This window comes from Sphingomonas canadensis, assembly GCF_026013525.1.
Classification (GTDB): domain Bacteria; phylum Pseudomonadota; class Alphaproteobacteria; order Sphingomonadales; family Sphingomonadaceae; genus Sphingomonas; species Sphingomonas canadensis.
In genome coordinates, this window is record NZ_JAPDRA010000001.1 from 250,152 (window position 1) to 277,032 (window position 26,881).

Annotated in this window: 24 protein-coding genes; 13 read left to right on the forward strand and 11 right to left on the reverse strand. The window is 70.2% G+C overall.

Annotated elements, in window-relative coordinates:
• Positions 1–40: 40 nt before the first annotated feature.
• Entirely contained in the window at positions 41–442 is a 402-nt protein-coding gene (locus OM513_RS01230; protein WP_264942326.1) for a hypothetical protein, read from the forward strand.
• Positions 443–483: 41 nt separating this feature from the next.
• Here OM513_RS01230 and OM513_RS01235 read toward each other — a convergent pair whose 3' ends face one another.
• On the reverse strand, positions 484–1,728 hold the full coding sequence (locus OM513_RS01235) for a hypothetical protein (protein WP_264942327.1): 1,245 nt from the start codon (positions 1,726–1,728) through the stop codon (positions 484–486).
• 64 nt (positions 1,729–1,792) lie between these two features.
• Between OM513_RS01235 and OM513_RS01240 the strand changes: the two genes are divergently transcribed.
• From OM513_RS01240 to OM513_RS01250, 3 genes are all read left to right on the forward strand, one after another.
• A complete protein-coding gene (locus tag OM513_RS01240) occupies positions 1,793–2,275 on the forward strand; it encodes a hemerythrin domain-containing protein (RefSeq protein ID WP_264942328.1) in 483 nt (160 codons plus the stop codon).
• A 71-nt stretch (positions 2,276–2,346) separates the two neighbouring features.
• On the forward strand, positions 2,347–3,546 hold the full coding sequence (locus OM513_RS01245) for a parallel beta-helix domain-containing protein (protein ID WP_264942329.1): 1,200 nt from the start codon (positions 2,347–2,349) through the stop codon (positions 3,544–3,546).
• Entirely contained in the window at positions 3,543–4,625 is a 1,083-nt protein-coding gene (locus tag OM513_RS01250; protein WP_264942330.1) for an SO2930 family diheme c-type cytochrome, read from the forward strand. The genes OM513_RS01245 and OM513_RS01250 overlap by 4 nt, the downstream gene beginning before the upstream one ends.
• Here the strand turns inward: OM513_RS01250 and OM513_RS01255 are convergent.
• A complete protein-coding gene (locus tag OM513_RS01255; RefSeq protein WP_264942331.1) occupies positions 4,603–5,295 on the reverse strand; it encodes a DJ-1/PfpI family protein in 693 nt (230 codons plus the stop codon). The two genes, OM513_RS01250 and OM513_RS01255, sit on opposite strands and share 23 nt — an antisense overlap.
• A gap of 124 nt (positions 5,296–5,419) precedes the next feature.
• Here OM513_RS01255 and OM513_RS01260 point away from each other — a divergent pair, with 124 nt between their 5' ends.
• Complete coding sequence (locus OM513_RS01260; protein WP_264942332.1) at positions 5,420–6,376, forward strand: alpha/beta hydrolase; 957 nt, start codon at positions 5,420–5,422, stop codon at positions 6,374–6,376.
• A 50-nt stretch (positions 6,377–6,426) separates the two neighbouring features.
• On the opposite strand, the gene OM513_RS01265 is transcribed toward OM513_RS01260, so the two are convergent.
• Genes OM513_RS01265 through OM513_RS01275 form a run of 3 tightly spaced genes read right to left on the reverse strand, consistent with a single transcriptional unit; the run spans position 6,427 to position 10,626 of the window.
• A complete protein-coding gene (locus OM513_RS01265; protein WP_264942333.1) occupies positions 6,427–7,971 on the reverse strand; it encodes a DHA2 family efflux MFS transporter permease subunit in 1,545 nt (514 codons plus the stop codon).
• Positions 7,972–7,996: 25 nt separating this feature from the next.
• Entirely contained in the window at positions 7,997–9,175 is a 1,179-nt protein-coding gene (locus OM513_RS01270; RefSeq protein ID WP_264942334.1) for an HlyD family secretion protein, read from the reverse strand.
• Positions 9,176–9,192: 17 nt separating this feature from the next.
• On the reverse strand, positions 9,193–10,626 hold the full coding sequence (locus OM513_RS01275) for an efflux transporter outer membrane subunit (protein WP_264942335.1): 1,434 nt from the start codon (positions 10,624–10,626) through the stop codon (positions 9,193–9,195).
• Between the two features lie 121 nt (positions 10,627–10,747).
• Between OM513_RS01275 and OM513_RS01280 the strand changes: the two genes are divergently transcribed.
• Together OM513_RS01280 and OM513_RS01285 are read left to right on the forward strand one after the other, a co-directional pair.
• Positions 10,748–11,362, forward strand: a complete 615-nt coding sequence (locus OM513_RS01280; RefSeq protein WP_264942336.1) for a TetR/AcrR family transcriptional regulator — start codon at positions 10,748–10,750, stop codon at positions 11,360–11,362.
• Positions 11,363–11,537: 175 nt separating this feature from the next.
• Positions 11,538–12,074 (forward strand): alpha/beta hydrolase, encoded by a 537-nt coding sequence (locus OM513_RS01285; protein WP_264942337.1) that lies wholly within the window; start codon positions 11,538–11,540, stop codon positions 12,072–12,074.
• Positions 12,075–12,113: 39 nt separating this feature from the next.
• Here the strand turns inward: OM513_RS01285 and OM513_RS01290 are convergent, their stop codons facing one another.
• Together OM513_RS01290 and epsC are read right to left on the reverse strand one after the other, a co-directional pair.
• Positions 12,114–12,896, reverse strand: a complete 783-nt coding sequence (locus OM513_RS01290) for a gamma-glutamyl-gamma-aminobutyrate hydrolase family protein (RefSeq protein WP_264942338.1) — start codon at positions 12,894–12,896, stop codon at positions 12,114–12,116.
• Positions 12,896–13,858 (reverse strand): serine O-acetyltransferase EpsC, encoded by a 963-nt coding sequence (epsC, locus tag OM513_RS01295; protein WP_264942339.1) that lies wholly within the window; start codon positions 13,856–13,858, stop codon positions 12,896–12,898. The genes OM513_RS01290 and epsC overlap by 1 nt, the downstream gene beginning before the upstream one ends.
• Before the next feature lie 297 nt (positions 13,859–14,155).
• Between epsC and yghU the strand changes: the two genes are divergently transcribed.
• Complete coding sequence (gene yghU, locus OM513_RS01300; RefSeq protein ID WP_264942340.1) at positions 14,156–15,037, forward strand: glutathione-dependent disulfide-bond oxidoreductase; 882 nt, start codon at positions 14,156–14,158, stop codon at positions 15,035–15,037.
• An 80-nt stretch (positions 15,038–15,117) separates the two neighbouring features.
• Here the strand turns inward: yghU and OM513_RS01305 are convergent, their stop codons facing one another.
• A complete protein-coding gene (locus OM513_RS01305) occupies positions 15,118–16,536 on the reverse strand; it encodes an aldehyde dehydrogenase family protein (RefSeq protein WP_264942341.1) in 1,419 nt (472 codons plus the stop codon).
• A 148-nt stretch (positions 16,537–16,684) separates the two neighbouring features.
• Between OM513_RS01305 and OM513_RS01310 the strand changes: the two genes are divergently transcribed.
• From OM513_RS01310 to OM513_RS01330, 5 genes are all read left to right on the forward strand, one after another.
• Entirely contained in the window at positions 16,685–19,135 is a 2,451-nt protein-coding gene (locus tag OM513_RS01310; RefSeq protein ID WP_264942342.1) for a sensor histidine kinase, read from the forward strand.
• Positions 19,136–19,254: 119 nt separating this feature from the next.
• Positions 19,255–21,666 carry a HAMP domain-containing sensor histidine kinase gene (locus OM513_RS01315; protein WP_264942343.1) on the forward strand — a complete coding sequence of 804 codons (2,412 nt, stop codon included), beginning with the start codon at positions 19,255–19,257 and terminating at the stop codon, positions 21,664–21,666.
• Positions 21,656–22,309, forward strand: a complete 654-nt coding sequence (locus OM513_RS01320) for a response regulator transcription factor (protein ID WP_264942344.1) — start codon at positions 21,656–21,658, stop codon at positions 22,307–22,309. Before OM513_RS01315 ends, OM513_RS01320 begins: the two co-directional genes overlap by 11 nt.
• A gap of 275 nt (positions 22,310–22,584) precedes the next feature.
• Positions 22,585–23,403: a hypothetical protein gene (locus tag OM513_RS01325; RefSeq protein ID WP_264942345.1), complete on the forward strand. Its 819-nt coding sequence runs from the start codon at positions 22,585–22,587 to the stop codon at positions 23,401–23,403.
• 35 nt (positions 23,404–23,438) lie between these two features.
• Positions 23,439–23,942: a hypothetical protein gene (locus OM513_RS01330; protein ID WP_264942346.1), complete on the forward strand. Its 504-nt coding sequence runs from the start codon at positions 23,439–23,441 to the stop codon at positions 23,940–23,942.
• 52 nt (positions 23,943–23,994) lie between these two features.
• On the opposite strand, the gene OM513_RS01335 is transcribed toward OM513_RS01330, so the two are convergent.
• Genes OM513_RS01335 through OM513_RS01345 form a run of 3 tightly spaced genes read right to left on the reverse strand, consistent with a single transcriptional unit; the run spans position 23,995 to position 26,833 of the window.
• A complete protein-coding gene (locus OM513_RS01335; protein WP_264942347.1) occupies positions 23,995–24,825 on the reverse strand; it encodes a phytanoyl-CoA dioxygenase family protein in 831 nt (276 codons plus the stop codon).
• A 20-nt stretch (positions 24,826–24,845) separates the two neighbouring features.
• Positions 24,846–25,634 carry an SDR family NAD(P)-dependent oxidoreductase gene (locus OM513_RS01340; RefSeq protein WP_264942348.1) on the reverse strand — a complete coding sequence of 263 codons (789 nt, stop codon included), beginning with the start codon at positions 25,632–25,634 and terminating at the stop codon, positions 24,846–24,848.
• Complete coding sequence (locus tag OM513_RS01345; RefSeq protein ID WP_264942349.1) at positions 25,631–26,833, reverse strand: glycine C-acetyltransferase; 1,203 nt, start codon at positions 26,831–26,833, stop codon at positions 25,631–25,633. Before OM513_RS01345 ends, OM513_RS01340 begins: the two co-directional genes overlap by 4 nt.
• Between the last annotated feature and the right edge of the window lie 48 nt (positions 26,834–26,881).

Sequence of the window (26,881 nt, forward strand, 5' to 3'; positions counted from 1 at the left end):
TCTCGCGCGTTGGCGGGCCGGAGCCGAGGAGGAGAACGAGATGCTGAGCGACAAGGCGCTTCGGATGGCATTGGTGGCCGCGGCCATCGCGGTACCGGCGCTGTGGTCCGGCTCCGCGGCCGCGCAGAACGCGCCGGTCAACGGCGTACGGCTGGTCTATGGCAACGACCCCTGCCCGGAGGGCGAGATCTGCGTCCGCGCGCCGGAGGCGGACCGCTATCGCATCCCCAAGGAACTGCGCACCGACACCGAGATCCCGCGCGACAACCAGAGCTGGGCCGTCCGCCAGGAAGGCACGCTGGAAGCCGGGGGGAGCGGCACCGGAAGCTGTTCGGCCACCGGCGCGGGCGGCGGCACCGGCTGTTACCGTCAGGACGTGAAGAACTGGAAGGCCGACCGCAAGGCGCGCAAGAAGGAAGAGGCGAACCTGCCGCTCCCCTGACCGGGGTTGCTTCTGCCGCCCGATAGCCCCGCCGCGCCGGTTCAGGCGGCGGCGGGAACATCCTCTTTGTCGGCGTCGAACAACACCTCGCGCTTCGGCGCCGCGATCCAGGCGGGTGGCGGCAGGCGTATCGCGTCGGCGATGATCCACAGCATCGCCGCGCCGCGCACCCCGGCGGCGATCGCGATATGCGTGGGTGTGGTGGCAGGCCAGCCGCCCTCATTGCCCGCAAACCACCAGAATTCGGCGAAATAGCAGGCGATCCCAGCCACCGCGAACAGCGCGACCGGGCGCAGCCGCGGCGCCGTCATCAGCAGCACCGGATAGAGCCACAGGTCGAACTGCGGCGAATAGACCTTGTTGACCAGCAGGAACCACGCCAGCACCGGCCCGAACAGCACCCACAGATGCGCCTGGTGCCGCCGCCAGCCGAACCCGACGATCGCGGCGAAGCCCAGCACCAGCAGCATCGCGGAATAGAGGTTGCGCTGGGGGATATCCGTAGACCAGATCCCGAGCATGCCGGTGATCTCCCAGATCGACGCCGCCGTGCCCGAACGTTCGCTGGAGAAGCGGTAGAATTCGCTCCAATTCTCATAGCTGATCAGCGCCACCGGCAGATTCACCGCCGCCCAGGCGCCCACCGCCGACGCGGTAACGATCACGCCGCGCCGGATGCGGTCCGGCCAATCGGCCCCGTTGGCCAGCGCCTGCAGCCCGATCAGCGGCAACAGCAGCACCGGATAGAGCTTCGCCGCCAGCCCCAGACCGCCCAGCGCCGCGCCCTTGGCCAGCCGCCCGTCGCGCGCCGCCAGCATCGCCGTTACCGCGAAGGTGACCGCCAGCATGTCCCAATTATGCCCGACATAGAGGATCAGCGCCGGCGCGCAGGCCCAGGCCCACAGCCGCCGCGGCTCCATCCCCGCGCGCCACAGATGCCACATCACCACCGCCGCCAGCATGGCGTTGCCCAGCGCGGTCATCGCCAGGAACGGCCCCTCTTCGGTCCCGGCCGTGAACGGCCGCGCCAGCACCGCCTCCACCGCGATCAGGATGCCGGTGAGCACTGGATATTCCATCCGCCCGGTGAGATAGGGAACCGCGCCGTTCGCCAGGCCCCGCGCCGTCCAGAAGGGAACGGCGTCGCTGTAGCAGCCGGTGGTATATTGCTCGAGCCCGGTCCAGCCGCCGCCGAGGCAATGCGCCTTGAAGAGCCATCCGAGGAAGCAGGTGACAGCCAGCACGGCCATCAGCTTCTTGAGCAGCGAATCCCAGGTCGAGAACATGGCCCCATGCCTAGCGCGCGGATCGTTCCGGGGAAACATCGGCGGCGCGGCACGTTTAGGCCGCATGAGCAAATCACGAATCTTCGCCGATCTGATCGCCGACCATGAGCGCCAGCGCGAGCTGATCACCCGCATCGCCGAAACCTCAGGCGACAGCCCGGAGCGGCGCGAACTGTTCGAGACGCTGCGCCGCGAGCTCCAGGCGCATGCCGCCGCCGAGGAGGAGACGCTCTATGCCACGATGCTCGCCGATCCGGAGCTGCGCGACGACGCGCGCCATTCGGTTTCCGAGCACAAGGAGGTGGACGACATCCTGGGCGAGCTGGTGGAGACGGAGATGTCCTCGCCCGGCTGGCTGACGCGGTTCAAGACGATGCGCGAACGCTATCTCCACCATATCGACGAGGAAGAGGAGGAGATGTTCCCCACGGCGGAGAAGCGCCTCTCCGCGGCGGAGGAGGAACGGCTGGGCCGCGCGTTCGAGCGCCGCAAGCCGCGCGAGCTGGAGCGCGCGGAATCCGAACTGCCGGGCGACGCGCGCGAGTGAGGTAACTTACACCCCTGTCAATTGACCCCCGCCTCCCGCCGCGCAATGATGCGCGCAAACAGGAGAGGCCGATGACCCGAAATGCCCTGCCCGCGGCGGCGATCGCCGCGTTGCTTGCCGCCGCCCCCGCCGCCGCGCGCGACATCGTGGTGGAGGCGGGCGCCAACGCCCAGGAACGCCTGCAGGCGGCACTGATCGAGGCGCAGCCGGGCGATGTGGTGAAGATCGGCGCGGGCCGTTTCGACCTGACCGACGGCCTGAGCCTGGACGTCGATCGCGTCACCGTTCAGGGCGCGGGGCCGGACGCGACGATCCTGAGCTTCAAGGGCCAGCTCGGCGCGGGCGAGGGGCTGCTGGTCACCTCCGACGATGTCGTGCTGCGCGGCTTCGCGGTGGAGGACAGCCGGGGCGACGGCATCAAGTCGAAAGGCGCGGACCGCATCGTCTACAAGAACATCCGCGTCGAATGGACCGGCGGGCCAAAGGCGACCAACGGCGCCTATGGCGTCTATCCGGTCGAATCCAAATGGGTCCTGGTCGATGGCGTCACGGTGAAGGGCGCGTCGGACGCGGGCATCTATGTCGGCCAGTCGCAGCAGATCGTGGTGCGCAACTCGACGGTGAGCCAGAATGTGGCGGGGATCGAGATAGAGAACAGCCGCAACGCCGACGTTTACGACAATGTCGCCACACACAATACCGGCGGCATCCTGGTGTTCGATCTGCCCAGCCTGCCGGTGATGGGCGGCGGCGAGGTGCGCGTGTTCGACAACGCCGTGGTCGACAACGACACGCCCAACTTCGCCCCCAAGGGCAATATCGTCGCCAGCGTTCCCACGGGAACGGGCGTGCTGGTGATGGCGAACGACAATGTCCATGTCTTCAATAACGCGATGTCGGGCAACGGCACGGCGAATGTGATGATCGTTTCCTATCGCCAGCCGTTCGACGACAAGCGCTACAATCCGCTGCCGCGCGGGATCGTGGTGGAGGGCAATGCCCAGGGCCGCGCCGGTTTCGCACCCGCTATTCCCGGCGGTGAACAGATCGCGGCGGCGCTGGGCGGATCGCTGCCGCCCGTGCTGTGGGACGGGACGGGCGATGCCGCGCAGATCCATGTCGGCGGCGGCGTGGCCGTGCTGAGCCTGGGCCTGGCGCTCGGCGCCCCGCCGGAGACGGCGAAGCCCGCTCCGATGACGCTGGACGGCGCCAAGCCCGCGCCGCCGCCCGCAGTGGTGCTGCCCGCCGCCATGGAGGCCGCGGCCAAGTGAAGCTGCTGGCCGCCGCGCTGCTGCTGTTCGCCGGAACGCTGGCCGCGCGGCCCGCGGCGCCGGGCGTGAACGACGCGGCGATCGTGGCGGAGGGCTTCGCGCCCAAGCTTTCGGACTATCGCTTCTTCACCGATGCGGCCGTCACCCGCCCGGCGGCGCGGGTGATGGGCTATGACCTGGAGACCGCGCTGTTCTCCGACTATGCGGAGAAGCACCGCTATCTCTATGTGCCCGCGGGCGCGAAGGCCCGCTATGATGCTGAGAATATCCTCGGCCTGCCCGTCGGCAGCGCGCTGATCAAGACCTTCGGCTATCGCCGCGGCGGGGTCTTCCGGCCGGTGGAGACGCGGCTGCTGCTGCACCGGGCGGGCGGCTGGGTGGCGCTGCCCTATGTCTGGAACGCGGAGGGGACGGACGCCGATCTTAAGCGCGCGGGGATGCGGCTGCCCGTCAGCTTCACCGATCCTTCGGGCGCACCGCGCAGCATCAGCTATGCCGTGCCCAACCAGAACCAGTGCAAGGATTGCCACGCGCTGTCAGGCACGATCACGCCGATCGGCCCCAAGGCGCGCTACCTGAACCATGGCGGCCAGTTGTCCGCGATGGTGAAGGCCGGGCTGCTCGACCGCGCGCCCAGGGACGCGCCGCGCATCGCCCGCTGGGACGATCCCGCCCAGCCGCTGGACGCCCGGGCACGCGCCTATCTGGAGATCAACTGCGCGCATTGCCACAATCCGAAGGGCGCGGCCTCCAACTCCGGCCTGTTCCTCGAAGGGAGCCGGCCCGCGGGCAACGCGACCGGGATCGGCAAGCGCCCCGTGGCGGCGGGGCGCGGCAGCGGCGATGCCGAATTCGTGATCGCGCCGGGCCATCCGGAGGCATCGATCCTGGTCTATCGCCTGGAGAGCACCGATCCCGGCATCGCCATGCCGGAGCTTGGCCGCGCCACCGTGCATGCCGAGGGCGCGAAGCTGCTGCGCGACTGGATCGCCGCGATGCCGCAGGCCCAGGCGGCTGCGCTGGCCCGCACAGCCGGGTCGAGAACCGCTCCAGCCGCTACTTCAGCGCCTCCGCGATAGCCTTCACCTTTTCGCGACGGCCGGGCGCATGTTGGGCCACCATCGCGTGATAACGCTCCAGCGTGGCGGCATCGGCGCGATCCGGCGTCCCCGAATCGAACGGCGGATACGGATCATATTCCAGGCTGAGCTGAACGAAGCGGGCATGCGCCTCGCCCCGGATCGCGGCGGTGAGCGCCAGCGCGAAATCGATCCCCGCGGTCACCCCGCCGCCGGTGACACGATTGCCGTCGAACACCACCCGCTCCGCCACCGGCTCCACCCCGAAGAAGGCGAGCTGATCGCGCGAGGCCCAGTGGCACGCCGCGCGCCGCCCGGCCAGCAGCCCCGCCGCGGCGAGCAGCAGCGATCCGGTACACACGCTGGTCACCCATCGCGCGTCCGCGCCCACCTGTTTCAGCCAGGCGATCGTCTCCGCATCCTCCATCGCCGCCACGGTGCCGAAGCCGCCCGGCACGCACAGGATATCGGTGCGCGGCACATCGGCGAAGGCCGCGGTGGGCAGCAGCGGAAACTGCGCGTCGGTGGGCACCGGATCGCGCGTCTTCGCCACCAGATCGAGCCGCGCGCCGCCCAGCCGCGACAGCACCTGCGCCGGCGCGGTCAGATCGAGCTGGGTGACGCCCGGGAACAGCAGGAAGGCGATGTGCAGCGGGTCGGCTTCGGACATGCGGCGGCTCCGGGAAGATGCCAGCGCAGCGATACCGCGCCGGGCACCGGGGGCAAGTCATGTGACAGCGTTGTACAGGCGACGCGGCGCGCTATGCTCCCCGCAACGACGAAGGAGGGGAAGGATGCGCGCATGGATCGCGGCGGCCGTGCTGGCGGCGCTCGCCTGGGCTCCGGCCGCGGCGCAGGAAGCGCGCAAGCCAGGCGACTATCCCCTCACCGCCGACTCGCTCGTCCAGCCCGGCGTGGCGCGGGGCACGCTGGAGGGGCCGTTCGAGTTCCACAGCCACGTCTTCGCGGGAACGGTGCGGCGCTACTGGGTATATGTCCCGGCGACCTATGATCCCGCGCGGCCGCCCAACCTGCTGCTGTTCCAGGACGGCCAGCGCGCCACCAACCCCGATGGATCGCTGCGCATCCCCGCCGTGCTCGACAATCTGATCGCCAAGGGCGCCATCCCGCCGACGCTGGGCGTGTTCGTGACACCGGGGAACCTGGGCGAACATTATCCGGCGGACCTGGGCATGAAGAACCCCGATCACCGCGCGCAGGAATATGACGCGCTGGACGATGCCTATGCGCGGATGCTGACCGGCGAGCTGTTGCCTGAAGTCGCGCGGCGCTGGCGCTTTACGGACGATCCCGCCCGGCGCGCGATCGGCGGCACCAGCAGCGGGGCGATCGCCGCCTTCACCGCCGCCTGGCACCGGCCTGATGCCTTCGGCAACGTGATCAGCATGATCGGCAGCTATACCTCGATCGGCTATGCCCCCGCAGAAGCCGGCCGCCCGATGCGCCCCGGCGGCGACCTCTACCCCGGGCTGATCCGCAAGAGCCCGATCCGGCCGATCAGCATCTTCCTGCAGGACGGATCGAACGACCTGGACAATGCGCACGGCAACTGGTTCCTCGCCAACCAGCAGATGCTTGCAGCGCTCAACTGGGCCAATGCCGATGCCGACGCGCGCGGCGACCGCGGACCGCGCTATCGCATCGCCCATGTGTGGGGCGACGGCGGCCATTCGGACCAGCATGGCGGGGCGATCCTGCCCGATATCCTGCGCTGGCTTTGGGGCTCCTGATCCTGTCCGCTTTTGGCGGGAGCGGGCCGGTGCCGCCTGATCCTAAACCGTCAGTGTACCCCGCTCATGTCCACGCCCGGGCGCGGGCGGGGCGCCAGCCAGATCGACATGGCGGCGATGCCGAAGCCGAACGCGCAGAGCGCCATCACCTCGTTGGTGCCGATCATCACCGCCTGCGACGAGACCGTGTTGGCAAGCGCGGCGACGGCCTGGTCATGGGTGAAGCCGGCCCCCTGCATCGCGGCGACGGCGCCTTCCGGATCGTGCAGCACCCCGGCCAGCTCCGCCTGGTTGCGCGCGGCGCCATGTTCCCAGACGGTGTTGACCAGCGACGTGGCAAAGGCGCCCGCGATCGTGCGGATGAAGTTGATCAGCCCCGCCGCCGAGGCCGTCTCCTCCGGGTCCACGGCGCCCAGCCCGACCATGTTGAGCGGGATGAAGAACAAGGGTACGCCGAACCCCATCACCAGCGGCCATATCGCGATCTGCCAGAAGCTCATCTCCGTGATCGCGTCCGCGCGGATCCAGGTAACGGCCGCCAGCCACATCACGCCCGCGAAGATCAGGATGCGCGGATCGATCCCCCGGCTGGAAAGCTTCGCGACGATCGGCGCGGAAACCAGCGCCAGCATGCCGATCATCCCGGAGACATAGCCCGCCCAGGTGGCCGTATAGCCCATGTGGAGCTGCAGCCATTGCGGCACCAGCACGTTGATCGCCATGAACGATCCGAACGCCAGCGCCAGCGTGATGCACGACATCGCGAATCCGCGGTGACGGAACACCCTTAGCGCGACGATCGGCTCCTTCTCGGTCAGCTCCCAGATCAAGAAGGCGACGAAGCCGATCAGCGCGACGATGCCCAGGCCGGTGATCAGCCCGGATTCGAACCAGTCATGCTCCTTGCCCAGATCGAGCATCAGTTGCAGCGCACCGACCCACAGCACCAGCAGGCCCAGCCCCACGCCGTCCACCCGCGCCTTCACCGTCTCGGTCTCATAGCGGCGCAGCGCGAAGATCAGCATCGGCACGCACACCATCGCCACGGGCACATTGACCCAGAAGATCGAGGGCCAGCCGAAATTGTCGCACAGCAGCCCGCCCAGCACCGGCCCGGCGATCGGCGCGATCAGCGTGGTCATCGCCCACAGTCCCATCGCCGCCGGCTGCGACTTCGGCGGGAAGACGCGCAGCAGCAGCGTCTGCGACAGCGGCATCAGCGGACCGCCGCAAAAGCCCTGGAGCACGCGGAACAGCACCAGCATCTCCAGATTCTGCGCAAGCCCGCACAGCGCGGAGAAGCCGGTGAAGCCGATCATCGCGGCGACGAACACCCGCACCGATCCGAAGCGCGCCGCCAGCCATCCGGTGAGCGGCACCATGATCGCCTCCGCCACCGCATAGGAGGTGATCACCCAGGTCCCCTGGCTGGGCGTCGCGCCCAGGTTCCCCGCGATAGTGGGCACTGAGACGTTGGCGATGGTGACGTCCAGCACGGCGAGGAAGTTCGCCATGGCGAGCAGGATGCCGATCATCCAGGGCGACCGGACGGCCTGGTCCTGACCCGTGGCCGGTGCGGCGGTGGCGGCGCTCATCGCCCTCTCTCCCGTTCGCGCCGGATCAGCCGCGGGTGTTGACGCGCACGACCATCGACAGGCCGACGCGCAGCGGATGCTGCTTCAGCTCGGCCGGGTCGAGCCGGATGCGCACGGGCACGCGCTGCACCACCTTGATCCAGTTGCCGGTGGCGTTCTGCGCGGGGATCAGCGCGAAGGCCGATCCGGTGCCGCCCGCCAGCCCCTCCACGGTGCCGTGGAAGGTGACGCTGCCGCCGTAGAGATCGGCTTCCAGCTCCACCTTCTGCCCCGGGCGCACCGCGGCAAGCTCGCCTTCCTTGAAGTTGGCGTCGACCCAGGCCTGCTGGATCGGCACGACGCTCATCAGCGCCGCGCCGGTCTGGACGCGCTGGCCGACCTGCACCTGGCGCCGGGCGATCACGCCGTCCACCGGCGCGCGGATGACGGTGCGCGCAAGATCCAGCCGGGCGCGTTCCAGCCGCGCGCGTGCAGCAGCCACCTCGGGATTGTCGTCGATCGCGGCGCCCGCGATCATCGCCTGATTGGCGTCGCGCTGGCCGGCGGCGGCAGTCTGCGCCGCGAGCGCCTGGCTCTGCGCCGCCTGCGCCGCGGCCACGCCGGCGCGCGCCTGCTGATAGGCGGCGCGAGCGGAGGACAGCTCCTCGCCCGAAATCGCGCCCGTCGCGGCCAGCGCCTCGCGCCGCTCGAAATCGATCCGCGCACGCTCCAGCGCCGCGGAGGCCGACGCCGTCTCGGCGGAGGCACGCCCCGCCTCGGCGCCGCGCATCGCGATCTGCGCGGTGAGCTGGCGATCGGTGGCGCGATAGCCGCGCACCCGGCGCTGCGCCTGGTTGAACGCGGCCTCAGCCTCGGCGAGCGCGAGCTGCGCGTCGGTCTGGTCCAGGATCACCAGTATCTGCCCGGCCTTCACCGGCTGCGCGTCGCTGACCAGCACCTGCGCCACCGTGCCGGTGACCAGCGGCGTCACCGCCGCGACATCGGCGCCGACATAGGCGTTGTCGGTCTCGACGATGCCGTGGTTGAAGAACCAGTTGTAGCCCAGCCAGCCGCCGCCGATCACGGCCACCGCCAGCGCGAGCGCCAGGAAGCCCTTGCGCCGCCGGGCGCCGGCCGCGGCACGATCGTCCACCGGGGCAGCGGGCGCGTCCTCCAGCGGTTCCTGGGCGGAGGCGAGCTCGTCGCGGGTCACAGGCTTGTTCATCGTCGTGTTTCCCTCACTCATTTCGCGGCCTGGAAGCCGCCGCCGAGCGCACGCACCAGCGCCACGTCGAGCGCGAAGGCGCTCGCCTCCAGCTCTGCCACGGCACGGCGCCCGGAATTGAGCGCGTCCTCCGCGCTCAGCACCTCAAGATAGGAGGCCAGGCCCCCGCGATAGCGCGCGCGCAGCAGCTCCAGCGCCGCTTCCGACGCCGCGAGCGATGCGCGGCTATCGGCCAGCCGCACCGACAGCGCCCGCTGCTGCGCCGCGACATCGGCCACGTCGTGCAGCGCCTCGATCAGCGTGCGGTCATAGGCGGCGACGGCCGCATCATAATCGGCGCGCGCGGCGCGATAGCCGCCCTCGATCCGCCCGCCGGAAAAGATCGGCAGCGTGATCGCGGGACCCACCGAGCCATAGGTCGATCCGCTGTCGAGCAGGCGGCCGATGCCCAGCGCCTGGAGCCCCACCAGCGCGGAAAGGCGTATGTTCGGATAGAAGTCCGCCCGGGCAGCGCCGATCCGGTCCGCCTGCGCCTCGGCACGCAGCCGGGCCGCGACGATATCCGGCCGCCGCGCGACGATCTCCACGCCCAGATCGGCGGGAAGCCCGAACGCAGGCAGCCGCACCGCGGCGGGCAGCGCGATCTCCGCGCCGCGCCCCGGCCCTTCGCCCATCAGCGCGGCGATGCGGTTGCGGGTCAGCGCGATCTGTTCGTCGACCGCCGCCAGATCGGCCGCAGCCGCCGCGCGCCCGGATTCGGCGCGGAGCACCGCCGCGCGGTTTTCCAGCCCCTGCGCCTCCCGCGCGCGGACCATGTCGAGCGATTCGCCGCGGACACGCAGCGCGCCCTCCGCCGTGGCGCGCACCGCGCCCAGCCGCGCGAGATCGGCATAGGCCGATGCGATCGCGGTCGACAGCGTCAGCCGGGCGGCCTCCGCATCGGCGCGCGCGGCCTGTTCCTCGGAGAGCGCGGCGCGCAATGTGGCACGGTTGCGGCCCCACAGGTCCAGGTCATAGCTCACCCCCAGCGCCGCCTGGGCGGTGTCGTCCCAATGATGCGGGAGCAGCCCGGCGGGCAGCGGCATGCTGTTGACGCTCATCTGGCTGGCGCCGCCCTGCCCGGTCAGCTCGACGCTGGGCAGCGTGGCCGCGCCGGCCTGGAGCGTTGCGGCCCGCGCACGGCGGACGCGCGCCTCCGCCTCGTCCATCGTCGGCGATCCTTCCAGCGCGGCGGCGATCAGCGCGCTGAGCTGGGGATCGCCATAGCCTTCCCACCAGCGCGCCTCCGGCCAGCCGGCCTGGGGCGCCGGCATCGCGGCGGCCAGCGTGCCGGCGCTGCGCGGCCGCGGCGCCTCTCCCAGATCGGGAGCGGCCACGCATGCCGCACACAGCAGCAACGGCGCAAACGCCAGCGCACGGCAGAGCCGCCGCTTGGCCCGGTACGGAGCCATTCGTGTTCTCCCGTGTGTGCGAATCGTTATAGACTGTACGGTATGGTTTAGTTTTGAGCATCCGCCCTTGTCAACACTAAACCGTACCGCCATGTTCAGTTATATCGGCGGGAGTACAGCGATGCGCGTGCGCACCGAGGACAAGAGGCGCGAGATCGTCGTGGTGGCGGCGGATCTCTTCGAAGAGCTCGGCTTCGAACGCACCACCATGTCGCTGATCTCGAAGCGCGTCGGGGGATCGAAGGCCACGCTCTACGGCTATTTCCGGTCGAAGGAGGAGTTGCTGCTCGCGGTGCTCGAATATGACATCGCGGAACAGGCCGATGCGCTGTTGGAGCAGTTCCTGGGTGCCGAAGACCTGCGCGACGGGCTGATCGTGCTGGGCACCGGCTATCTGGAACGCAGGCTGGCAAGCCGTCCGATCGCCAACATCCGCATGGTGGCCAACCAGCCCGCCGGAAGCGGCATCGGCAAGACTTTCTACGAAGCGCTGCTGCGGCCCGGCTGGCGGCGGCTGGCGGACCGGTTCGCGCTGTTGATGGATCAGGGCAGCCTGCGCCGCGCCGACCCGTGGATCGCCGCGATGCACTGGAAGGGGCTGGTCGAATGGGACATGCCGGACAGGCTGCTGCTGGGCGCGATCGACGCGGGCGATCCCGAGGAGATTCGCATGGCCGTGGTCACCGGCACCGATGCCTTTCTGCGCCTCTATGGCGCCGCAGCCGGCGATCGCTGAGCCCGCGCCGCGCCTCCGGCGCAATCCTGCCCCGATTCGGCGCATCACCTATTGCATAGTCAAAAGATGGGAATATCCCTTTGGCCGGGAACAAGGCCGCGAGTCGCCCCGAGAGCGACCGTCGCCGATGCTGCCCCCCCGGGTTCGCGCCCGACCATAGGAGGGAGAGACTGCGATGCCGTACGCCCTTTCTGCCGACGTCCGCGACCTTCCCGTTCTGACGATATTCGACCGTTCCGATCCGCCTGCGCGCGACCTGATCGCCAAAGGCGCGATGCTGCTGGAGATCGAGGGCGGCTGTGGCCGCAACCGCTGGGCCGCGCGGCTGGACGAGGCCGTGCGGCTGGCCGATCGCCCCGCGGTGCTGGTGGCGCACGGCATCGGCTGTTTCGCGGTCGCCTGGTGGGCGCGGCTCTCGCCCGCCTCCTATGTCGCGCAGGTGGCCGGCGCGGTGTTCGTCCGCCCGCTCGCCAGCGCGATCAGCGCGTCGCCCGAACAGCGCTTCGATGGACCGCACACGCCGCTGCCCTTCGCCGCGACGCTGATCGAGGATGCGCCGGGCGCGGAGGAGCTGGCCGCCAACTGGGGCTGCGCGCTGGTGCCGCCCGCCGGGGCGCCCGCGATCCCGGCGCTGGTGCGGATGCTGGCGGGAGCAGACACGTCCGGTGCCGCAAACACCCAGGCGGCGCCGGTACTGGAGCTCCGGGCATAGCCTTTTCCCGGCTTCGCGCCGCAGGTCCCGGCCCGCGCCCTACACCGCGCGCCGCGCCAGTTCCCTTTCGCGCAGCGCGGCGCCGAGCAGCCGGAAGAAGGCCTGGCCCGACGGGCGCTGTTCCGCGCCCCATTCGGGATGCCATTGCACGGCGAGCACCTGGCCGCCGCAGGGCCGCGCCGAAAATCCCTCGACCAGCCCGTCATCGGTGGCAACCGCCTCCACGGACAGGCCCGATCCGAGCCGGTCGATCCCCTGGTGGTGGACCGAATTGACCGTCAGCCGCCGCTCGCCCGTGGCCGCGGCCAGCACGCCCGCCTCCTCCAGCCGCACGTCATGGGCATGATCGAACAGGTCGTCGAAGCTGTGCCCGTCGCCTTCGCGGTGATGATCGGGCAGGTCGCGCGTCAGCGTGCCGCCGAACAGCACGTTCAGCTCCTGCAGCCCGCGGCAGATGCCGAACACCGGGCGCCCCGCCTCGATCATGTGCGCGGCCAGATGCAGCGCCACCGCGTCGCGCCGCTGGTCGAGCCGCTCGCTCTGTCCCACAGTGCCGGCGCCATAGTTGGCGGCGGCGACGTTCGAGCGCGATCCGGTGAGCAGCAGCCCGTCCAGCCGGCCGGTAAGCGCACCGGCATCGAGCACCTCGGGCAGCGCGGGGACCAGCAGCACGGTGGCCTCCGAGATGCGGCTCAGCGGCTCGACGAAGCGGCTCGCCACCGCCTGGATCGGCCGGTCGGCCACTTCGTTGCAGCACAGCACGCCGATCACCGGCTTGGGGCTGCGCGCGGGCAACGGATCGCGGCGGAGAAAGGGCATCATTACGCTTCTCCCGCCAGCCGCCGCGCAAGTCCAGCCGCCTGCGCCTCGCCCAGCCGGATCGCCTCGGGCTGCACCACCACGCTGTTGGCCGGAACATCCTCCAGCAGCCACACATTGCCCCCGATCGTGCTGCCGCGGCCGATCGTCACCCGGCCCAGGATCGTCGCCCCGGCATAGATCACCACATCGTCCCCCACGATCGGGTGGCGGGCGAAACGGTCGCGCGGCGTGACCCGGCTGAGGCCCAACGGGCTGCGCGCGCCCAGCGTGACATGCTGATAGAGGCGGACGTTCGATCCGATGATCGCCGTCTCGCCGATCACCACGCCGGTGCCATGATCGATGAAGAAGCTGTGGCCGATGGCGGCGCCCGGATGGATGTCTATCCCCGTCCGGCTGTTCGCCAGTTCCGATATGATACGCGCCACCAGCGGGGCGCCCAGCGAATGGACGGGACTCGCCAGCCGGTGGTGGAGGATCGCGACGGCGCCCGGATAGCTGACCAGTATCTCGTCCACGCTGCGCGCCGCGGGATCGCCGACGAAGCCGGCCTCCACATCGCTGTCGATCAGCGTGCGGGCATCGGCCAGCGTGGCGGCGAAATGACGCACGATCGTGTCGGCGTGATCGTCGTCGAACGCCTCGCGCGAATGCGCCTCCCAATATTCCAGCTCGCTCGCAACCTGATCGCGCAGGATCGCCAGCCCGGCGCTGAGCTGTTCCGCGACGAAATCGTCCTCGCGCGCTGCGCCGCCGCGGAAACCGCCGAGCCGCACCGGATAGAGCGCGGCGGACAGGTGCCACACCGCGCGTGCCACCTCCGCGGGCACGGGAAAGCGCGCGGCGCCGTGGCGCCCGCCCTGGCGCCCCCGCCAGGCCGAGCGCGCGGCATTGAGCCCGGAAACCGCATCCGCAATCTCCGGCGGGAATGGCCGGGAGAGGTCAGCCGCCGCCGCGCTCATGCCGCCGGTGTCCCGCAGCCGCCCGGCTTTCCCGCCATGGAATCCCGATCGAGGCCGTTTCGCGCCATCCATTCCTCCACTGACTCCATGCCGGCTCGGCATCGCATTAATTCATATCTATTTGATGGGATTTTCTGCCAAGAAATGCTTGGGGCGGCCAAAGCGCCGCTCGCCGCGCCTTCGCGCGCGCCGTTGCAAGGAGTGAAACCGGCGGCGGGGCAGGCCGTGAAGGCACTGGCAATCGCGCCGCCACGCAATACATCTCGGCCCTGACACCCGATGACGGAAGGGACGCAGATGGCCGATACGATGGATCCCGCGAACAACCAGCCCCCAGGCTATGTCCCTCCAAAGGTCTGGACCTGGGACACGGCGAACGGCGGACAGTTCGCCAACATCAACCGCCCCGTCTCGGGCGCGACGCACGAGAAGGCGCTGCCGGTCGGCAAGCATCCGCTCCAGCTCTATTCGATGGGCACGCCCAACGGCGTGAAGGTGACGATCATGCTCGAAGAGCTGCTCGCCGCCGGCCATGCGGGCGCCGAATATGATGCCTGGATGATCAGCATCGGCCAGGGCGACCAGTTCGGCAGCGGCTTTGTGGAGATCAACCCGAACTCAAAGATCCCGGCGATGGTGGATCATTCCACCAATCCGCCCACGCGCCTGTTCGAGAGCGGATCGATGCTGTTCTACCTGGCGGAGAAGTTCGGCGCGTTCCTTTCGACCGACCATCACAAGCGCGCCGAGACGATGAACTGGCTGATGTGGCAGATGGGATCGGCGCCGTTCGTGGGCGGCGGCTTCGGCCATTTCTTCGCCTATGCCCCGTTCAAGATCCAATATGCGATCGATCGCTATGCGATGGAGACCAAGCGCCAGCTCCACGTTCTCGACACCCAGCTCGCCAGGCACGAATATGTCGCGGGCGACGAATATACGATCGCCGACATGGCGATCTGGCCCTGGTACGGATCGATCGCGCGCGAAGCCTATGGCGCGCAGGAATTCCTGTCGGTCCATGAATATCAGCATCTCAACCGCTGGGTGGACCTGATCGGCGCGCGCGAGGCGGTGAAGCGCGGGCGGATGGTCAACCGCACCTTCGGCTCGCCCGAAAGCCAGTTGCGCGAGCGCCACGACGCCAGCGATTTCGACGCGGTGATCGCCAAGGCCTGATCGCCCCGGCCATCGCACAAGGCAAAACGCCGCCCGGCCGAGACCCGGCCGGGCGGCGTTTCTTCTTGCCGGAGCGCGGCTCAGGCGTCTTCGAGCGCGACCGCGTTGACGATGTGCGCCTGGGTATATTCGTACAGCCCGGCCTCGCCCAGCTCGGCGCCCTGGCCGGACTGTTTCGATCCGCGGAACGGGATGTTCGCGTCGATCGCCAGATACTGGTTCACCCACACGGTGCCGGTGTCGATCTGCTTCGCCACCGCAATCGCACGCTCGACATCCTTGCCCCACACCGTGCCGCCCAGGCCATATTCCGAATCATTGGCGCGGCGGATCACATCGTCGATGTCATTGTACTTCAGCACCGGCAGCACCGGGCCGAACTGCTCCTCGCGCACCAGCGGGGCATCGTCGTCCAGGTCGCGCACGATCGTCGGCGGGATGAAATAGCCGGGGCGATCGAGCGGAGCGCCCCCGGCAACCACCGTGCCGCGCTCGCGCGCGTCGTCCAGCAGCGCCTTCACCTTGTCGAACTGCATCTTGTTCTGGATCGGGCCGACGGTGGTGCCCTGCTTCGATCCGTCGTCGACCACCGCTTCCCTGGCCAGCGACGCCAGCTCGTCGACGAACTCGTCGTACAGCCCCTCGGGCACATAGGCGCGCTTGATCGCCACGCAGATCTGGCCCGCGTTGGTCATCGCGCCGCCATAGACCTTGCGCGCCACCACCCGCGGATCGACATCGTCGAGCACGATCGCGGCGTCGTTGCCGCCCAGTTCCAGCGTCACGCGCTTCACCGTGCCGGCGGCCGATGCCGCCACCTTCTTGCCGGTCGCGGTCGATCCGGTGAACGCCACCTTGGCGACGTCCGGATGCGCGGTCAGCTTCGCGCCCAGATCATTGGCGTCGGCGATCACATTGAACACGCCGGGCGGCAGCATCTCCTGCACCATCTCGCCGAACAGCAGCGTGGTCAGCGGCGTGGTGGGCGCGGGCTTGGCGACCATCGTGTTGCCGGTAACCAGCGCCGGCCCCAGCTTGTTGGCGAGCAGGATGATCGGGAAGTTCCACGGCGTAATCGACGCCACCACGCCCAGCGGGGTGCGATGCTCGAATACCTGGTTGCCGCCCTCGTCCTTCAGCACCTTGGGCGCGATCCGCATCGCGGCGAACGCCTTGAGCGTGAAATAGGCGCCCATCACCTCATAGGCGGCCTGATCGAGCGGCTTGCCCTGCTCGCTGGTGAGCAGGCTGGCGAACTCGCCGATCCGCTCGTGCAGCTTCTCCGCGATCGCATCGACCAGCGCCGCACGCTCCTCGACCGGCTTGGCCGCCCATGCCGGGAAGGCGCGCTTCGCCGCGGCCACCGCGCGATCCACCAACGCCTCGTCCGCGCGCGGACATTTGGCGAAGGGCTCGCCCGTCGCCGGGTTCACAACGTCAATCTGGCCGGCGCCCGCGACAAGCTCGCCGTCCACCAGCATCCGGTACTCTCGATCCATCCTCGCTCTCCTTTGTCCCGCACCCTAACGAAAGTGACGGTCCGGTGGAACGCGCAATCGGCACATGGCTCCGATATCGTCCGGGAGGGCCTGCGCGTTCCGCGGTTCGCACTCGCCTTGCGCTGCGGCACGGGCTAGGCCGGGGCCGATGGGGCAAGCAGCCGCGCTGGACAAATTGACCGCGGGCGCCGGTCTCTTCTGGAATCCGGGCGCGATCAGCTATCTGTCGCAGCTTCTGCTCGCGCTCATCCTGACCGGATATCTCGCGCGGCGGGTGCTGGAGGAACGGCGGCTGGGCCGCGCGTCCGGCCCCACATTGCTGTTCGGCCTCACCATCGGCCTGCTGGTGCCGGCGCTGCTCGTATCGCTGCTCCACGCGATGGCGGGAGGGGGCTGGTCGAGCTACCTGATGCCGTGGCTGTCGCCGCGCTCGCCCGAGGTGCTGGCGATGCCCTGGGTACCGGTCTTCGGCGGCGGCGCGGCCGCCGCCTTCGTCCAGTTCGCCTATCGCTTTCCGCGCCGCCTGCCCGGAACGCAGCGCGAAAGCATGGTGGCGGGGGCGATCATGGCGGCGCTGGTGGTGCTGGAGCTCGCCATCGCGCTGCGCACCGGCGCCGCGGCGCTGGCGGGCGAGGCCTGGTTCCGGCCGGACTGGTTCGCCGGCTGGTTCAACGCCGGGATGGTGTGGGCGGCGGTGCTGTTCCTGCGCCAGTTGCTCCATGCGCAGCGCCCGCTGACCGGCGTGCCGGCCGGGCTTCCGGGGCGCGGACGGGCGGTGCTGCGCGCGATCACCGGCCCGGCGGCCAGCCGCGAGGCCACGGCGGCGCGCGGGCTGCTGGTCTTCGCGGCGTTGCCGGTGGCGCACACCAGCGCGCTGGTTCTCCAGCACGAAGGGCTGCTCGGCCAATATTCGATGGACGTGCTGATCTGCTGGTCGGTGCTGGCGCAGCTTACCGGCTTTGCGCTGGTCTATCTCGGCTATCTGCCCGAACGATCCTCGTTCCAGTTCAAGCTGACCACGATCAGCGTCGCGTTGCTGCTGGCGGCGATGAACGGTGCCTGCTGGGCGATCGCGCCGGGCTATTTCTCCGCGTTCGAGCCGCCCGCCTCGCCCATGCCCGGCGACGCCTATCGCTACACGCCGGCCGGGCCGGACCGCTATGCCCCGGCCCGGATCGACCTCGCCTTCGCCCCGGAAGGCGGGGCCGCGATAGGCGGCGAGGGCGCGCGCGTGCCGCTGCCGTTCGCGCTCCCCTATTTCGGGCGCAGCTATCGCGCGGTCCATATCGGGGCGGACGGAACGATCGGGATGGAGCGCGTGCCGCACCCGATCGACGTGGTGTTCAGCTATGGCCGCCAGCCCGCCATCTATCCGGTGCTGGTCGCGATGCCGGCGCAGGGCGGCAGCGTGACCGCGCGGGTCGAGCCCGGGCGGCTGGTGGTGACCCGGCGCGATCGCTGCCCACCGGGCGCGCAAGCCCCCTGCCTTGCCATTCAGACCGTGTTGCATTCCGACGGGCGGATCGATCTCGTCTATCAATCGGTGCCGCGCGGCCCCGGATACCAGTTGTTCGAGCCGCTGGCCGCGCCCTGGCTGTTCGGCTTCACCCCAGGATCGGCGGCGCCGGGCGCGGTGCCGCCGGGCGCCATGCTTTTCGACAATTACCGCGCCTTCATGGCCTATCTCGACCGGCTCTATGCTCCACTGGCCGGCTTCATGATCGGCGCGACGATCGCGGTGCTGCTGGGCATGCCGCTGCTGTTCCGCAGCTTCCTGGTGCGGCCGCTGGAGCGGCTGCTGCACGCGATGCGCCACTTCCGCGACGGCCAGCTAGACGCCCAGGCGCCGGTGACCTTCAACGACGAGATCGGCTATCTGACCGAAAGCTTCAACGCCATGGCCCGGTCGCAGCACCAGATGGTGCATGGTCTGGAGGCGATGGTGGCCGAGCGCGTGGCGGAGGTGACCGATATCGCCGCGCGCAATGCCCAGCTCGAAGAGCGCAACCGCCTGTCCGCCGACCTGCACGATTCGGTCAGCCAGACGCTGTTCTCCGCCGCCCTGCTCGCCGATACGCTACCCGAGCAATGGCGCAGCGATCCCGATGCCTGCGCGGCGGCGGTGGACCGGATCCGCGACCTGCACCGCCACGCGCTGCACGAGATGCGCGACCTGCTGACCGAACTGCGCGCAGGCCAGGCGGGCGAACGGCCGCTGGACGAGCGGCTGACGGCGCAGGTTGCGGAGTTCGCGGCGGCGACCGGCCTGGCCGTTGCTGCCGATATCGCCGACGACGACAGCCTGCCGGCCGAGGTGCAGGCGGCGTTCGCCCGGGTTTCGCAGGAATGCCTGGTCAACGTCGCGCGCCACGCCCGCGCCGCAAGGCTCGATTTCGGGTTCGAGGCGATCGGCGGACAGGCGCTGCTGCGCATCGCCGACGATGGCCGCGGCTTCGATCCCGACGCGCATCACGCCGGTCATTTCGGGCTGGAGATCATGCGCCAGCGCGCCCAGCGCGCCGGAGCGGCGCTGGAGATCGCCAGCGCGCCTGGGCGGGGCACCGCGATCACGCTGATCTGGCCCGCCGCCGGGGCCTGACCCCTCGACTGGCCGCCCGGCCAGCGGCGACTGGACGTTCGTACAGGGCCGATTCGCGCGCGGGCGTGCGATAAGCCGGGATTGGAAGGGGCAGGCGCGCCGCCTCCCCGGGAACGTGAATGACCTGGCTGCTCTGGAATCCGCGGGCGATCAGCTATCTCGCCCAGCTCGTGCTCGTGCTGGCGGTCGCGGGATATCTGCTGCGCCGCAGCCTTGCCGAGCGCGGAACCGGCCGCTTGCCCGCCGCCCAGACGCTGATCTTCGCCACCGCGGTGCTGTTCGTGCCGGTGGTGGTGCTGTGGATGCTGCGCGTCGCGCTGGTCCCGGGGCTTCAGGCCTATGTCCTGCCATGGACCGCCCCTTTCTCGTCGATGACGCTCGCGGCGATGATCCAGCTTGCCTATCGCTTCCCCGCGCCGCTGGAGGGGGCGCGCATCGAGGCACGGCTGGCGCTGGCCGTCTCCGGCGCCTGCGTGGCGGGGGAGGCAGCGGTGGCGGTCTGGCGCTTCCGCGACACGCTGGAGGGCGCGATCTGGTTCCGCCCCGCCTGGATGGACCTGGGGCTCGTCGGCGGCTTCGGCTGGATCGCGATCCTGCTGATCCGCCAGATCCTTCAGGCGACGCGCGGCGAGGCGGGCGGCGAGCGCGGCATCGCCCGGCGGCTGTTTTCGGGGGGCGGGCGCGATGGCGCGGCAGCGCGCGCCTATTTCCTGTTCGCGCTGCTGCCGCTGGCGCATGCCGGCGCGCTGATGGCGCACGGCATGGGGCTCACCAGCGTCCTGTTCACGGAGATCGCCGTGTGCTGGCTGTCGCTGGCCCAGATCGCGGGCTTCGCGCTGATCTATCTGAACCACCTGCCCGATCGCAGCTCGTTCCTGGTCAAGCTGTCCGGGGTCAGCATCACGGCGATCCTGGCGGTGATCTCCAGCCTCGCCTGGCTGATCGGGCCGGTCTATATCGAAGCGTACCAGAACCGCACCATGGTGGCGGAGCGCCAGGCCTATCGCTTCCATCCGGACGGGCAGGGCGGCTATTGGGCCGAGCGCGTCCCCTATCTCTACGATCACCGGCTGGGCGAGCGGATCGCGGGCGGACGGGCGGAGGTGCCGCTGCCCTTCGCCTTCCCCTTCTATGGCCGCAACCACAAGCGGATCTTCGTGCGCGAGGACGGGCTGACCGGCTTCGATCGGTTGCCGCTGTGGCGCGAGACCGCGCATCTTTATGGCCCGCAGCCGGCGATCTTTCCGCTGGCGGTGGAACTGGGCGGCAACAATGGCGAAGCGATCGCACCGGGCAGCGGCGTGTTCGTCAGCCGCTATGCGGACAAGGTGCTGATAAGCTGGCACGCGCTGCGGGAAACGGAGAACCCGGCGAACCGCTACAGCTTCCAGCTCGCGCTCTATCCGGACGGGGCGATCGAGTTCGCCTATGACAGGCTGCCCGCGCGGCCGCGCTACGACCTGTATCTGGCCAACGCCACCGCCTGGCTGATCGGCATCACCCCGGGCAGCAACGCGGGGCCGGTGCAGCGGATCGATCTGCGCGGCGTTCCGCTGCACGGAGCGCCAGGCAGCGGGATGATGAGCGACTATTACCTCGATTTCCTGCGCTACCTCGATCGCATCTATGCGCCGATCGCCTGGTTCCTGCTGGCGGTGATCCCGCTGATCCTGCTGGGGCTGCCGGTGTTCCTGCGCGTCAACCTGGTGGTGCCGCTCAACCGGCTGCTGCGCGGGGTGGAGCGGTTCCGCCGCGGCAGCCTGGACGCGCGCGTGCCGGTCACCTTCGCCGACGAGATCGGCTATCTCACCTCCTCGTTCAACGACATGGCGTCGGAGCAGCACGCGCTGGTCAACACGCTGGAGGACCGCGTGACCGAGCGGACCGAGGAAGCTGCCGAGTTCGCCGCGCGCAACGCCCGGCTGGAGGAGCGCAACCGCCTGTCCGGAGATCTGCACGATTCGGTCAGCCAGACGCTGTTCTCCGCCGCGATGGTGGCCGACAGCCTGCCCGAGCAATGGCAGCGCAGTCCGCAGGACGCCGAACGCGCGCTCGAACGGCTGAGCCAGCTCAACCGCCATGCGCTGGCCGAGATGCGGCTGCTGCTCACCGAGCTGCGCACCGGCACCGCCGAGCAACGGCCGCTGGGCGAGCTGATCGTCGCGCTGGCCCGCGCGTTCGAGGCAAACCAGGGCGTGGCGACGCAGGTGGAGATCGTCGGCGATGCGAAGCTGCCCGGCGAGGTGCAGGCGATGTTCCACCGGATCGCGCAGGAAAGCCTGAACAACATCGCCAAGCACGCGGGCGCCCGCAACGTGCGGGTGACGTTCGAGGGCTTGCCGGGACAGGCGCTGCTCGTCATTGGCGACGATGGCCGCGGATTCGATCCTGCCGCGGTCGTGGGCGATCATCTGGGGCTGCAGATCATGCGGGAACGCGCGCAGCGCATCGGCGCATCGCTGGAAATCGACGCGGCGCCCGGCCGCGGCACCATCATCACGCTGATATGGATGGCTTCCGATGAACGCTGAGCCGATCCGCATCCTGCTGGTGGACGATCACATGGTCGTGCGCGCGGGGCTTTCCCAGGTGATCGGCGCCATGCCCGGCTTCACCGTCGTCGCCGAGGCGGAGAATGGCGAGGAGGCGCTGTTCCTGTGCCAGCGCCACCGGCCGCACGTTGTGCTGATGGACGTGCGCATGCAGGGCATGGGCGGCGTCGGCGCCACCGAGGCGCTGTGCCGCTATCACCCCGGCGTGCGCGTGATCGGGCTGAGCACCTTCGCGGACGGCGAGACGGTGGGCCAGATGCTTGCCGCCGGAGCCAGCGGCTTCCTGCCCAAGACGGTGTCCGCGGACGAGCTGGCCGACGCGATCCGCCGCGTCCACGCCGGCGAGACGGTGGTGGGCGCGGGTTGCGGCGCGCCGGAGACCGGCGCCCCGGTTCCCCCGGCGGGCGAAGGCGACATGACGCTGCGCGGCCAGCAGCGCCGCGTGCTCGCGCTGCTGACCAAGGGCTATACCAATGCGGAGATCGCGACCTATCTGGGCATCTCGCTGCCCACGGCGCGCTATCATGTCAGCGCGATCCTGCTGAAACTGGGCGTCTCCAACCGCGCCGAGGCCGCCGCGCTGGCGGTGCGCAACGGCCTGGTCGCGGCATCGGATTTCTAGCACCGGCCGGGCCGCGGGGACGCCGCCACACTGGACATTCGTACAGGGGCGACTGGCTTCCCGGCCAGTTCCCGCGGAGCGCCCGCGGCCTATCCTGCCGCCATGCGCTGCGACCCAGAGCCGCGGGGACGCCCACGGAAGACGCCATCCTTGTTCGCTTCCGCCTACCGGTCCAGCGCGTCCGGCCGTGCCCTGGGGGGGAGCGCGGCCTGCGCCTGCGCCACCGCGCATGTTCTCCTGTCGCGAGCGCAGGCGCAGTGGCCGGGCCTTGCGCGATGAGGCGCGATCCTTGCGGCCGCCCCGGCCAGGGTGCCCGGCAGGGGTTTCCGCTGGCCCTGGCCGCCGCGCTGCTCGCCGGCTGCTCGGGCGGCGGTGAACCCGGAGCCGGCAACAGCGCGGAGCCGCCCCGGACGCAGGCGCCCGCCCGGGCAGCCAACGTCACCGCGCCCGGCGCCGGGCTTGCCTGCGAGCGGCTGCCGCTGACCGGCATCTGTGCCTCGCGCGCGGTGGATTATATGGAGTTCGCCGAGGGCAAGCGCCCGGCGGCGGCCGAGGGATGCCGCTGGGTTCCCCAGGAAACCGAGATGCCCGGCGGCGACGCGCTGCTCTATCTCGCCCTGCGCTGCGGCACCCGCACCGCGCAACTGGCCTATTCGGGGGACATCGAAACCTCGCAGCTCACCTATGAATCCTCCGCGTTCGGCGATCGGCGAGGCGAGGTGGCGGTCGTGCTCGCGGGCGCGGAGGAGGGCGATCCCGGCGTTGCGATCCTGGCGCTCGCCCGCTCGGCGATCCGCGATCGGGGCCAGGCGGCCGCCTGCACCGTGCGCAACGCGGGGGTGGAAGGCTGGCCGGCCGACGCCCTCGTCGTCGATCTCCGCCCCGGCGCCGTCCCGCCCCGGAGCAGCAGGGGATCGCGCAGGCCGTGCGGCCCCTATGGCGTGGATGCGGATTCGCCCGCGTTCTGGCGCGTGTTCCAGCACATTTCCTGGTTTTTCCGCCTCGGCCGCGGACACCCCGAGTTCGATCCTGGCTCCTTCACCCTGCTCGCGCAGTTCGACACCGCGGGCGGCGACTGGGGCCAAGCGCAATAGAGATACCCGGTCACGGGTTGTTTGAAGGAGGACGTATGAAGTTTGGTTATGCAACTGCGACCGCGATGGCCGCAATCCTGGCGCTGAGCGCCTGTGGCGGCGGCGCCACCGGCGGCAACGCCAGCAACGCGACGGCGCCCGCCGGCAACGCCGCGGCTCCGGCCGCCCCGGCCGCCCAGCCCTCGGCCCCGGCCAGCGCCGCCCCGGCCGCTGCCGCGGCGCCCGTGGCCGGCGACGGCGAGGCCGTCCAGAAGATCGAAAGCTGCGTGCTGGAGACGCCGAAGGGCCATTACGACGGCCCGTGCGAGCGCGTGGAATGGGGCGGCCCCAGCTTCTCGATCCGCCGCGCAGGCAACCAGGCCTTCCTGGACGGCATCACCGAGGTGGTGGTCGAGGTAGACATCCCCGGCGAGAAGGCCGGCGGCTCCTATCGCCGCGGCGAAGGCGGCGATCTGGTCCCCACCGGCCCGCTCAGCTTCCGCGACGATTGCGCCTGCTGGGTCCGTCCGGACTTCCGCGTCGGCGCGCAGGCGATGTGACCGGCACGGCGGCTGGCGGCGCATCCCGCGCGGCCGGCCGCCGGTTCAGGCGTCAGCAGACCGGGAAGTTCGCGCTTTCCGGTACGTCGCCGTCGGCGAACGCCATCGGCTCGATCAGCCCGTTGCGGATCGTGTCCTTCTCCACGAAGGTTCCCGGCCGCGCGTCCCAGCGCGCATCATCGCCCAGATAGCGTACCGCCAGCGCCCGCCGCCGCACCACGGGCGAGAGATTGCCCGCCGAGAAGTGGAAGGTCAGCGGATGATGGACCAGCACGTCGCCCGGCTCCGTCTCCCAGCAGACGATCTCATAGCGCTTGCGCAGCGCCGCCTCGTCCGGCGCGGGTTCCAGCCCCATCTTGGCGTACAGCGCGCCGAACCCCGAATCGGCCGAAAAGGCGCGCGGGGCATAGAGCTTCTTCTCCAGGTGCGATCCGCGCGCATATTGCACCGCGCCCGTTGCGATCGTCACCGGATCGAACGGGATCCACAGCGACAGCACCTGCTCGCCCCGGACCGGCCAATAGGGCAGGTCCTGGTGCCAGGGCGTATGCTCGCGCGTGCCCGGCTCCTTCACCAATAGCTGATCGTAGAACAGGCGGCTGACCTGCGATCCCATCATCGCCCGGGCGAGCGCGGGCAGCGGCGATCGCAGCACGAAATCGGCGAAATCGGGATCGCGCATCCACACGAAGAAGTCGCCGACATAGCGCCCCGACTGTCCCTGCGGCGTATATTCGACCGCGGATTCGGACGGCGCGGCGATGACCCGCTCGATCGCGTCCCGCATCCGATCGATCCACTCCGCGTCGAGCACGCCGCGCAGCACCGTCGCGCCGTCGCGCAGATAGGCGGCGCGTGCCCGCGCGATATCGTCTTCGGTCATCGGTCCCTCTCCCATTGCTGTCATTGCGGTGGCGGCGGGGCATGGCGGCGATGCATCACCCCCGCCGCCAGGAAGCCGCCGTCGATGCCCAGGACATGGCCGGTGATGTATCCGGCGGTGTCGCCGGCCAGGAACAGCGCGGCCTCGGCCACCTCCTCGGGCGTGCCGTAGCGGTCCATCGGAATGCCCGCGCGATAGACGGTGCGCGTCTCCGCCGAGTGCATCCGCGCGACCAGCTCGGTCTCGATCGCGCCGGGGGCCAGGCAGTTGGCGGTGATGCCCAGCGGCGCCAGCTCCACCGCCATCACCCGCGTCAGCCCGATCACCCCGGCCTTCGCCGCGCCATAGGCCGCACGGCCGGTGCCACCCCGGATTCCGGCGGTGGAGGCGATGGTCACGATCCGGCCATGGCCCTGTCCGCGCATCGCCAGCGCCGCCGCCTGGCAGCAGTGGAAGGTGCCGGTCAGGTCAACGTCGATCACGCGGCGCCATTCCTCCGCGCCGGTTTCCAGGAAGCCGCGCTCGATGCCGATCCCGGCGCTGTGCAGCAGGATATCGATCCGGCCGAACGCGGCCACCGCGCCATCCACCATCGCCCCCACTGCCACGGGATCGGTGACGTCCGCCGTCACGGCGATGGCGCGGCCGCCCTCCGCCTCGATCGCCTGGGCCACGGCCGCGGCCGCATCGCCGTTCGCATCCGCCAGGCACAGCAGCGCCCCGGCGCGCGCGAAGCGCAGCGCGCTCGCCCGGCCGATGCCGCTCCCCGCGCCGGTGATCAGCGCCGCCCTTCCCGCCAGCGCGGTCACGCGATCAGATCCAGCGCGCGCCCGGCATCGGCGAACGCCGCGATCGCGGTGTCGAGGTCCGCGTCGGAGAGCGCGCTGGACATCTGGGTGCGGATGCGCGCCTGCCCCGGCGGGACCACGGGCGCGGAGAAGGCTACGGCATAGACGCCCGCGCGCAGCAGCCGATCGGCCAGCCCCGCCGCGATCCGCGCGTCTCCGGTCATTACCGGCACGATCGGATGCCCCGCCCCCGCCAGCGTGAAGCCCAGCGCCGCCATCTCGCCGCGGAAGCGCGCCGAAAGCGCCGCCAGCCGTGCGCGCCGCCCCGGCTCGGCGGCAAGGATGTCGAGCGCAACCAGCGCCGATGCCGCCAGCGCGGGGGGCAGCGCGTTCGAAAAGAGATAGGGCCTGGCCTTTTGCCGCAGCCATTCGACCACCGGGCGCGATGCCGCCACATAGCCCCCGGCCGCGCCGCCCAGCGCCTTGCCCAGCGTGCCCGTGACAATGTCCACCCGCACGCCGCCATGATGCGCGGCCGTGCCGCTGCCGTCCGGCCCAAGCACGCCGGCACTGTGCGAATCGTCCACCGCCAGCATCGCGCCATAGCGGTCGCACAGCGCCCGGATCGCGGGCAGATCGGCGATCACCCCGTCCATCGAGAACACGCCGTCGGTCACCACCAGCCGCCGCCGCGCGCCCGAGGCGAGCTTGAGTTGCGTCTCCAGCCCGTCGAGGTCGCCGTTCGGATAGCGGTGGCGCGATGCCTTGCACAGACGGATGCCGTCGATGATGCTGGCATGGTTCAGCGCATCGCTGATCACCGCGTCACGCTCGTCGAGCAGCGCCTCGAACAGCCCGGCATTGGCGTCGAAGCAGGAAGGGAAGAGGATCGCGTCCTCCTGCCCCAGCAGCGCCGCCAGCCGCGCCTCCAGGCTGCGGTGAAGCGCATGGGTGCCGCAGATGAAGCGGACCGAGGCCATGCCCAGGCCATGTTCCAGCAGCGCCGCACGCGCCGCCTCGATCAGCCGCGCGTCATCGGCCAGTCCCAGATAATTGTTGGCGCACAGGTTGATGAGCCGCCGCTCGCCGCCGCCCGTATCGTCCTGCACGCTGACCACACCGCCCTGGGGCGAGACCAGCGGATGCTCCGCCTTGAACAGCCCCGCGTCGCGCAGGCCCGTGAGCGCAGCGGCAAGTTCCTGGTCGATCGGCGTGGCCATGGCGGGGTCCCCAAGCTGTCGTCGGACGCGCTTTGCCGCACATTGCAT